The organism is Ligilactobacillus aviarius subsp. aviarius DSM 20655 (assembly GCF_001436315.1).
Taxonomy (GTDB): Bacteria; Bacillota; Bacilli; order Lactobacillales; family Lactobacillaceae; genus Ligilactobacillus; species Ligilactobacillus aviarius.
Window position 1 is genome coordinate 146778 of sequence record NZ_AYZA01000011.1, and the last position, 7981, is coordinate 154758.

Sequence of the window (7981 nt, forward strand, 5' to 3'; positions counted from 1 at the left end):
AATTTCGTCAGTTTTATTATAGTAAAACGCAAATTATAAAAGCAATACAATTTTTCATAGTTCGCTTTTAGCTGATAAAATTCTTCAAAATAGAGAATTTTTCTTTTACATTTTTTAGAAAATTCCTGATTAATCGTTGCCAAAATATTAAATTTTTATAAAATAACGGATAATTATTGCTATTTTTATGAGAAAAAGACGAGGTTGCGTCCTCAATCACAACCTCGTCTTTAAATTTTCAATCTCTAAGCTATTTATTTCCCCAGCGTTTCTTTAAATCATATACGATTTGTTTTGGCTGCCGGTCACGGGTAAAAATTCCTTTCTTGTTTCCATCGACCCGGATCAATCCGGCCGGAGTCGCAAAGTCCGCAAAATTCCATAACAATTCGCCGCAAACAAAATCGCATTGATCAAAGACATCAAAGTTCATCTGATAATAATCATGCTGGTATTCTTCCGAATACGGCTCCCGGTTAATCGAATGCATTCCACTTAACGTATCAGCCCCAAACTCTGTAAAGAGAATTGGTTTATCCGGAAACTTCTGGTGCCATTTTCGAAGTTCAGTCATCAAGTCTGATTTGGCTTGGGCTAAATCATTAAAATCAATGTACCACCCGTAGTACCGGTTCAATGCGATCACGTCGAACAGATCACCCGTCAAATCAACGTCAACCGTTGCTGATGCAATTTTCGGTGCCACCAGTGGAAGATGCTGCCAATCTAACTGACGGGTGTAGTCCGTTATTTCCTTAAAGTACTCGTGAGCGCCTTCTTGCTGGCTTGCCGGTTCATTGGCAACCGACCACATAATAACTGATGGGTGGTTCTGATCCCGCGTGATCGTTTCTTGGATAACCTGTTTATGGGCATCCATTGTTTGCATTATTTTCCAAGTATTTGCTGCTTTCTGCCCCATCATTGAAACCGAGAAGCCGGCATATAATCCAACCGCCGGGACTTCATCGATCACTAAAAAACCGTCGCGATCTGCAAGCTGCATTTCTTCTTCAGAGTATGGGTAGTGCGATGTTCGAAAAGCATTCGCATGCATCCACTTCATTGTTTGATGATCATGGTTGATCACCGCCCGGTTCATCCCCTTGCCAATGATTGGAAAATCTTCATGCCGGCCAAATCCCTTAAGATAAACCGGCTGGTCATTAACATATATCCCAGCATTTTTGACTTCGACTTTTCGAATACCAAATTCCTGCGTGTACGTATCGATCAGTTCGCCTTCAGCCAACAAGCTGATTTTTAAACGGTACAAGTAAGCATTCATCGGCTGCCACAAATGCGTATCGCTGATCACCATTTTTTGAATTTCGTTCAATGAGTTTCCCTGAACCCGTTCGATTCGGTTTCCATCTTCATCCAGAATTTCAGCAACCACCTGGTCAAAATCTCCGGTAACCCTCACTTCCGGATTAACGGTTGTTTGCTTTAGATCCGTATCGTACTTAACGACGATCTCGTCAATGTGGGCCATTCGCGATGTTGTATAAAGTTTAACGGGGCGGTGAATTCCGGCATAATTAAAGAAATCAAAGTTCGGGTCTACATGGTAATTTCCATTTTCTTCCGTCAGTTTTCCAATCGGAATCGTCTTATTGCTTAACAGGTTTGAAACCCGGACTTTAAGGTCGTTTTCGCCAGGATGAATTTGCCCATCAAGTTCAATTTCAAACGGCGTAAACCCGCCCTGATGATGACCAACCTGCTTGCCATTTACGTAAACCGTTGCTTCGTGAGTAACCGAGCCAAACCGTAAGACATTGCGTTGTGCCAGTTGCATTTTTGAAACGTTAAACGTTGTTTGATACCAAAAATAGCCGTCATGATTGCGAATTTGCTGATCAATTACCTGATCATTAAACGATGCCGGCACAGCCATCGTAATTGAATTCGCCAACGGTTGAGCGGGATCAATCGGCTGCTCTTCAACCTTGAAATTCCAAAAGCCATCAAGACTGGTTAACATCCGACATTCATTTGATTCTGGATAAAGCATTCAAAAACCTTCTTTATTAACTAAGATACTTTTATTGTAAAATAAAACGATTTCAAAGTTAATTTTTTAAATGCAAAATTCTTTTTAATATAGTAAGAAGAAACTGTGAAACACCTTGAATTTCGGCCTTCGGATTTTGTATCATACAGTGGACAAAGGGGTTATACGGAGTAACTAACTATTTGATAAAGGATGATTAATGTGAAAAACGGGCCAATTGATCTTGTCATCCCTTGGGTTAACGGAGAGGATCCCCAATGGCAGCAAAAAGCAGCCCCTTATCTTTCAGTTAAGGATTTTAACGGTGAACGATTCCGCGATTGGGAAATTTTGAAATATTTGTTTCGCAGCATTGATCGGTATCTTCCATGGATCAATCAAATTTACCTCATTACTGATAATCAGGTGCCAGTGTGGTTAGATTCAAGCAACTCGCACGTTCAAGTGATCGATCATCGCGAAATAATCGATCATCAATTTCTCCCGACATTTAATTCAAATGCCATCTTGATGAATGCTTATAAGATTCCCAATCTTAGCGAACATTTTATGATTATTGAGGATGATATGCTGTTTACCCGGCCTGCAAAGCCAGAAGACTTTTTTGTTGACGGTCAGCCACGGGACTTTCTGATTGAATCGCCAATCTCCCCCAACGAGGATTTCGCTTATATTTTAATGAATACGATGATGCTTATTAACCGGCAATTCAACAAGCGCAAGGTGCTTAAGCAATTGCGAAGCAAGTACCTTAATCTTCACTATGGAATTGAAATCGTTCGTTCATTGGGAAGCTGTTTCTATCGGCATTTTACTGGCTTTTACAACCGGCACTGTGTCCAACCATATTTGAAATCTGAGTTTAAAACCGTTGTTGAAAATGTTTTCCCGACTGAATGCCACGAAACGATCACGCACCGCGTTCGGGGAAATCATGATATTTCTGAATGGATCGTCCGGTACTATAACTTGGTAACGGGAAACTTCATTCCATCTTCACCACAACGCTACCGGTACTTCGAAATCGGACAGTTTGAGGATATTCGCAAAGCAGTAAATGATGAGAAATACTTTTCCATTTGCATGAACGACCGTAACATTCATCATTTCGATCAAAATATTCACCAGTTACGATCGATCCTGAATGAAAAGTTTGATCAAAAATCTTCATTTGAAAAATAAAACGCTGTGATTCAAATCACAGCGTTTCTTTTATTTCTTCTTTTCATACCGCCAGCACAGCACTAAAATTGCCCAGGTAATCAAAGTTACAATGATTCCAAGGGTCAATAGCGGTGGCCAGAACGACAAGGTTACATGGTGCCGTCCCGGAGTCATTGGAATTGCTAAGAACGTTCCAAAGGCTTCCCGCGGTTTAACTTTTTGCCCATCAACCTTGGCGCTCCATCCCTTGTTAAATGGAATCGTGGTCATCATCACGTCTTTATCATGTGGAATATCAATGTCGCCCCGTAATTGCAACCGGCCATTATGAGTTAGTTTCCATTGATTGTTCATTACAGAATAGATCGTCTTTTCAAATGCTGAAAGGTTAAATTTATAAACCTCAAGATCATTCAAATCGATCGTCTTGCCGTTATTTGGATTAATATCGATCGTAACATCTTGTCCAGGAGTATTGGCTGAAACATTAAATAACGTTGGTTGCGAGCCATTTCCCATTCCTGGCATACTATTGCCGTTGATCGTGATCGACGAGTTCCAAACAATTCCGGTTGTTAACTGAATGTAGTATGGTTCAGCCCCGACATTTTTCAGCTGAATTTCATAAGTTGATGGTTGGTTCGGGTCAGTGGTGATCAAATTACCGTTGGCCCCACCATCTAATGTACAGTTAGTCATCTTAGTATAATAGCCAACCTTATCAAAGTATTGCCGATGAGTTCCCGCAATCGTGTTCAACAGATAGCTTTGGTTATCCGCCGTAAAATCACTTGATGGGAAGTTATTCTTCGATGACAAAACATCCTTTGTGGCTGCAAACCCAACCGATAATGCTAACGGGTTCTGATAAATCGTTACCCCATTAATTTGTTTGACCGGACCATAGAACGAAATATCCGGCCGGTATGAAGTTGCCGGTGTAACCCAGTTGTTATTTTTAACTAAATTATCAAACTGATCAGTTGGCGCAAGGAAGTACTTAGCTCCCATGACTGAATCGGTCAGCAACGTTCCTTCCGTGTAATTTTCCTTTCCAAGGTAGTTTGGTTGCCCCATCGAATTCATGAAACTTGTAACTGCCGCATTTTGCGTTGAAGTAAATCCTGACAATCCGCGATATCCAGCATTCAGTGAATCATTTTCACTGCGTTGGAAAGTCTTGCCGATCCGGTAGAACGTATGCCCGTTATCCTGATTATTGATCCACGCAATATCACGGTCGAGATTGGCTACAAAATTCGTGTAACTAACTTCGCTAGCGCCCGGAATATTCTTGATCGTTTGATACCCGTTCATCCCGCATTCAGCCGCAATTAAAACAAGCATTAAGCCTGAAGCCAACATTTGCAAGTTAAGCTTCTTGATTTGCTTGTTCCAGCCCATTAACATCCAGGTCATAATTCCAAAAATTACGATCCAGAAAATCAAGGTGGCGATCGCATTCGGAACCGTTAAGAAGTTGAACTTCTTCCGATTAATAAAGATAACAATCCAGCAAATTACCGGAATGATAAACGTAATTGCTAGCTGATAAATTTTTGGTTTCCCGACCTTCGCGAATCCCCGCAAAGCAAGTAAAATCATCCACGTACTTACTAAGTAACTAAACCGATATGGATAATATACCGGATATTGGAAAGCGTGCCATACCAGATCAAGCGGTTGCCAGCACATTGCAAAGAACATGAAGACACAGACTAACCCGGCCGTGATTTTTTCTCTCCACGGAATCTTCTTTGCTAAGAAGTACAAAATAAAGCCACCGATAATTAAGGCGCCAACAAACAGGTTAGGAAAACCGTTTTGAATTTGATTATCATTGATCGTTCCAATCATGAATTTGCTGAGCATCTTCCATGGTTGATATTCAATCACGGATTGAATCGTTTGTTGGGTATAAACCCCTTTACTCTTCGTAATATCAAAATACGTTGGTAAAAGCAGAAAGGCAACGGATCCGGCCGCTAAAAGCGAACTGATACTGAACCGAGCTGCTCTCTTCCCAAATGTTTTCCAATTTTGCCACTTGCGAACAGCTGTCCAAATGAAATACAAAACTACAAAAATGCAGACCATGTATCCCATATAGAAATTAATAAACAGCGTTAATGCTAAGAAAATCGTATAGTAAAATGACCGGTCTTCATCAAAAATCTTTTCAATTCCGTATAAGATAAACGGTAAAAGAACTAAGACGTCAAGCCACATGATGTTAAATTCATTGGCTAAAATCCATCCCATCAAAGCATAGCAAACCGTTGCAGCCGGAATCCATTTTTGATCTGTCCAGTGCATCTTTTCTAAGCAATAGCCAAGCGCCAAGCCGGCACACCCGTATTTGATCAGCGTCATTATCATTATTCCAACCGGCAGCATACTCTTCGGGAAGAATAGCAAAATCAAATTAAATGGACTCAATAAGTAATAGGCCCACAATCCTAATGTTTCGCCACCAATTCCATTTGTAAATGAATACAGTAACTGGCTTGGATGATGCAACAATGTATCCTTATAAAACGCAAAAAAGTCAACGTATTGTTCCCCCATGTCATACGTTAACAATGAAAGCTTGCCAAAGGGATACACATGCAATATTGCATAGATAATCGCCATAATGATCAAAGGTAATCCGAAGTACAAAGTCCGGCGAATAATCATTTCGCGTTTTTCTTTACTTATTTTCTTCATCGAAATACCTCTTTTCTACTAATTTCATTCTGATCCTTACTCCTTACCTGATTTACATAACGTTTTAAGTATAAAACAATCTGTTACACCTGCCAAACAGTGTAATTAATTTTAATTAACCCTTTAAATTCTTGAAGGATGATTTATCAATTCATTTTGATTTCTTCACGAATTATTCACAGAATGTTCTGGCATAATCGAACGTAATTATTGCTGCTTTATTTTTGTTTAATTCCTAATTTTGGCCTTTCTTTAAAATAATTGCCGTAATTTCAACATTTATCACGATATACCGACCACAATCAAATTATTATTAAAATTTATAAAATATTTTTAAAATATGAATTATAACTTTATATTTAACGTTTTAGTTCGCATAAATGCACCGGTTTGTTCAATGAAAGCCGTTTCTATATTAATGAATCAAACTTGGTACTTCAAGGGTTTTCACCAATAAAAATTCAATAACTCAATATTCGGATATAAAAAATGATCCGGCTTGAATTCCGAATCATCTACTCTTGATAAAATTGATTAATTACCCTAAAGAGTATATCATTACAAGCATAGGGTTTGATAAATACTCTAACCTTATCCCTATAACTAACTTACTCACTATGCTCCAAGCTTCAACTTCAACTACCAGCTTGGGGCTCTTTAATTATTCTATCAGATATTCCAAAATATCTAAATAAATTTTATCAATTCTTAAAACAATTAAAAGAAGCCTTAGAGATAACCTCTAAGACTTCTTCTTTATTTCAAGAAATTAATTCTTCTTTCCAAGAACAACGATTCCTGAAATTGCGATCAATGCGATTCCTAAGCCAACTGCTGCGGTTGCGGCTGCTTCACCAGTTTGTGGTAAGCCTTCACCATGACCGTTGCCATTGCCTTTACCACTCTTGTTGCCTTGAGCAGCTTGGCCGCCTTGATTTGTTTGACCACCTTGAGCGTTGTTGCCGTTGTTATTGTTATTTCCAACAACTGCCACTCCGCCTTGGTTTGTACTGTGATTGTTATTAATTACAGTTGTATTTTGCGTTGTTGCCGTGTTGGCTGTCGGCTTGTTGACCACACTGTTGCTTTCCTTATTAGTATTTGGAATTTCGCTTTGTGAGTATGTGATCACTGTTGTTCCAACAGTTGTTGCTGAACTTCCGTTCACAGTTTCCTTTGACCAGCTTGTTACTGGGACGTTCATTGAGCTTGATACCAATGTTGGCTTGTTGATCATTGAGCTTCCAAATGAACTCGAACCTGATCCTGTCCGCACTGCTGATGAAACTGAACTTTCAACCATTGTGTTCGTTTCACTGCTTACAGTCACAGGAACTGACTTTTCAGTTGATTTGTCAACGTAACTGATTGTTGAAGCCTTTGATGGTACCTTCACACTTGTTTCAGTGTCCTTGCTTGGCTTGCTTGTTGATTCCGAAGCCGTGTTCATTGTTGAACTTGATTCAGTATTGATGTTGCTTGATGATTCAACTGATGATGAGCTCTTTACAGGACGAGCACCGCCACGGTGGCTCTTAGCTGTTGTTGACTTCATTGATGATGAACTTACAACTTCTTTACTGCTTGATTCAACTGATGATGCTTCGCTTGAAGCCTTCATTGATGAAGTCTTGCTTGATGACTTGATCATTGAATTCTTCTTGCTTGGAACTTCACTTGAGCTCTTTGCTGAACTCTTGATTGAGCTTGACTTAACGCTTGAGCTTGAAATTTTCTTTGATGAAGCCTTACTTGATGACTTGATCATTGAACTCTTCTTGCTTGATGCCTCACTTGAGCTCTTTACTGAACTCTTGATTGAACTTGACTTCTTGCTTGAACTCTTCAAACTTGAGCTCTTTACAGGACGGTTGCCACCACGGTGACTCTTAGCCGTTGCTGATCTCTTTGATGATGAGTTGCTTGAAGCTTTTACGCTTGAGCTCTTCTTACTACTGCTTGAAATCTTGCTTGAACTTGACTTCTTACTTGATGATGAACTCTTTACGCTTGAACTCTTCTTGCTGCTTGAAACCTTGCTTGAGCTTGACTTCTTGCTTGATGAGCTCTTAATACTTGAACTCTTCTTGC

At 39.6% G+C, this 7981-nt stretch carries 4 protein-coding genes; 1 reads left to right on the top strand and 3 read right to left on the bottom strand.

Going from position 1 to position 7981, the window contains the following annotated elements; translation table 11 throughout:
* Nucleotides 1-250: 250 nt before the first annotated feature.
* Nucleotides 251-2017: a beta-glucuronidase gene (gene uidA / locus FC33_RS02420; RefSeq protein WP_057827032.1), complete on the bottom strand. Its 1767-nt coding sequence runs from the start codon at nt 2015-2017 to the stop codon at nt 251-253.
* Nucleotides 2018-2218: 201 nt separating this feature from the next.
* Between uidA and FC33_RS02425 the strand changes: the two genes are divergently transcribed.
* Nucleotides 2219-3199 (top strand): stealth family protein, encoded by a 981-nt coding sequence (locus tag FC33_RS02425; protein ID WP_162257609.1) that lies wholly within the window; start codon nt 2219-2221, stop codon nt 3197-3199.
* 30 nt (nt 3200-3229) lie between these two features.
* On the opposite strand, the gene FC33_RS02430 is transcribed toward FC33_RS02425, so the two are convergent.
* Both FC33_RS02430 and FC33_RS02435 read right to left on the bottom strand, forming a co-directional pair.
* Nucleotides 3230-5890 carry a YfhO family protein gene (locus tag FC33_RS02430; RefSeq protein ID WP_057827034.1) on the bottom strand — a complete coding sequence of 887 codons (2661 nt, stop codon included), beginning with the start codon at nt 5888-5890 and terminating at the stop codon, nt 3230-3232.
* Between the two features lie 769 nt (nt 5891-6659).
* Nucleotides 6660-7981: LPXTG cell wall anchor domain-containing protein (locus FC33_RS02435; RefSeq protein WP_155519385.1), on the bottom strand; the 1322-nt coding region annotated here is incomplete at its 5' end.